This window comes from Trinickia mobilis (genome assembly GCF_017315705.1).
Lineage (GTDB): Bacteria > Pseudomonadota > Gammaproteobacteria > Burkholderiales > Burkholderiaceae > Trinickia_A > Trinickia_A mobilis.
Window position 1 is genome coordinate 1 of record NZ_JAFLRF010000105.1, and the last position, 2,383, is coordinate 2,383.

The 2,383-nt window shown below is 62.1% G+C and carries 3 protein-coding genes; all 3 read left to right on the forward strand.

The window, feature by feature from the left end:
• Positions 1 to 85 precede the first annotated feature (85 nt).
• Positions 86 to 574 carry an IS66-like element accessory protein TnpA gene (gene tnpA / locus J3489_RS37090; protein ID WP_207005752.1) on the forward strand — a complete coding sequence of 163 codons (489 nt, stop codon included), beginning with the start codon at positions 86 to 88 and terminating at the stop codon, positions 572 to 574.
• Positions 574 to 930 carry an IS66 family insertion sequence element accessory protein TnpB gene (gene tnpB, locus J3489_RS37095; protein WP_207005753.1) on the forward strand — a complete coding sequence of 119 codons (357 nt, stop codon included), beginning with the start codon at positions 574 to 576 and terminating at the stop codon, positions 928 to 930. Before tnpA ends, tnpB begins: the two co-directional genes overlap by 1 nt.
• Before the next feature lie 99 nt (positions 931 to 1,029).
• A partial coding sequence (gene tnpC, locus J3489_RS37100; RefSeq protein ID WP_207005754.1) for an IS66 family transposase occupies positions 1,030 to 2,383 on the forward strand: 1,354 nt, incomplete at its 3' end.

Here is a 2,383-nt window from a genome sequence, read left to right on the forward strand (position 1 = left end):
GTAAGCGCGAATTTAAGCGCACATAGATTGTCGATGGTCGAGAGCGCAGCATGTGTGTCCACAGTTTTTTCTGCGGACACATTCCATGAGCGAAGCCTACTCAGATTTTCTGCCTCTTCGAGTCGTCACTGTCGGCACCGACGGAAAGCAAAGATATGACAAGGGGGACAAACAGCGGTTAATTGAAGCCTGCCTGCTACCTGGTGTATCGGTTGCCGGTATGGCGCTGAAAGCTGGCGTAAATGCCAATCAGCTGCGACGCTGGATCAAGCAGTACAAGGCAAAGCGGAAAGGTGGTGCCGCGCCGGAAGTTCTCGATGCTGCGCCGACGGCATTTGTTCCAGTGATGGAGATTGCAAACGATAGCCTGCCTCTTGCGCCGGAACAGCCAGTGCCCAGCGCCAACGCATTGCCAGCGCCAGTACGTCGCGAAGCCGTGCATCGATCTCAGCGCTCCCCATTGCCGCCGCGCCTGGTGGCGCAGTTGCCCAACGGCGTGAGCCTCGAGCTCGAATGCTCCGGGCGAGATGCGACACTCTTAACGGCGATGATCGCTGCACTGAGGGCGCGCTGATGTTCCGCTTCGACGCAGACCTGCGCATCTATCTGCACCGCGAGCCGATCGACTTCCGGGCCGGCATCAACAGCCTGGTCACGCTGGTCGAGCAGTCGATGCAGCTCGATCCCCTGGCGCGCGCCGTGTACGCCTTCCACAATCGCAAGCGCAATCGTGTAAAGCTACTGCTCTATGATCGTTCCGGCTTCTGGCTCATGCTGAAACGACTCGAGGCGGACCATTTCTCCTGGCCCCGGCACCGGCAGCAGACGGTGATCGAACTCACGACCGAGCAGCTCCACTGGCTGCTCGACGGCATCGACATCGACGCCATACGCCGCCATCCCAGGCGGCAGTACATCCATGTGGACTGAACCGTGCCCGTGCCGCTGTTGCCGGTAAACAGCGGCAGGCGCATCCGTTACGAATTCCCGTAAACCTGTGCGGCGCTGCGTTTGGCTATTGTGGAACGCATGAGCGCAGACAACCCGTTCCGATTGCCGCCGGCAGCCAGAGCCTATCTTCACGAGCTGGAAGCGCGGGCAGCCTCTGACGCGCAACGCATCGCCGAGCGCGACGCGCAGATCGCGGAGCTGACCAGACGCGTCGAGATGCTCGAAGAGCAGTATCGCCTCGCATTGGCTCAGCGTTTCGCGCCCAGGAGCGAGAAGCGCCGTGACCGCGTGTTCAATGAGGCCGAGCAGATTGCCGCGACCGAGCCGGCCGAAGAGGACGACGATCTGCCTGAGCTGCCCGATACTGGCCTGCCGGATGCCGATCCTGCAGCGCCCCGCAAGCGCGGTCGCAAGCCGCTGCCGGCGCACCTGCCTCGGGAGCGTATCGAATACGATCTGCCCGAGGACCAAAAGGTGTGCGCGTGTTGCGGCAACCCGTTGCACCGTATCGGCGAGGACGTGAGCGAGCAGTTGCACTACGAAGTCAAGGTCACGGTTCTCCAGAATGCCCGCTTCAAGTACGCGTGCCGGCATTGCGAGGCCCACGCCGAACGGACTCCGATCGTTCTTGCCCCCATGCCTGCACAACCCTTGCCAGGCAGCCACGCGAGCGCGGCGTTGATTGCCACCGTCACGGCGGGCAAATTCGTTGATGGCACGCCGCTGTACCGGATGGCGGATGTGCTGGCGCGCTCGAACATCCCGGTCAGCCGCGGTACGTTGGCGAACTGGATCATCCGCCCGAGCGAACTGCACTACAGCCGGCTGTACGACGCGCTGCGTCAAACATTGCTGTCGCAGCCCTTGATCCACGGCGACGAAACGACCGTCCAGGTGCTCAAGGAACCCGGCAGATCTGCGCAGAGCAAAAGCTATATGTGGTGTTACCGCAGCGCCGAAGACTGCGCCGAGCCCGTCGTACTGTTCGAGTACCAGCCCGGGCGCGGTCAGGAATATCCGAAGGCGTTCCTCGGTGATTACCAGGGCATGCTGATGTCCGACGGCTATAGCGCCTGGCGCACGCTCAGAAAGGTGACGCACTTCGGATGCATGGCGCACGCGAGGAGGATGTTCACCGACGTTCTCAAGGGACAGAAGAACCAGCCCAGCCCACGCGTGGCCAAGGCGCTCGAGTACTTCCAGGCGTTGTACCAAGTCGAGGCGCTTGCCAAGGGCGATTTGCCCGATGGCGAGACACGTGTCGACTACACGGACCGTCTGCGGCAGCAGCACAGCGTGCCGTTGCTCAATGCCTTCAAGGCTTGGCTCGACGAGCTGGCGCCGAAGGTGTTGCCCGAGAGCCTGCTGGGCAAGGCGATCAGCTATTGCCGAAACCAATGGCCTTACCTGAGCCGCTACGCGACGGATGGCC

Bases quoted from the DNA above. Each gene is read 5' to 3' on its own strand.
- tnpB (WP_207005753.1), top strand. From the start codon at position 574: ATGTTCCGCTTCGACGCAGACCTGCGCATCTATCTGCACCGCGAGCCG.
- tnpA (WP_207005752.1), top strand. From the start codon at position 86: ATGAGCGAAGCCTACTCAGATTTTCTGCCTCTTCGAGTCGTCACTGTC.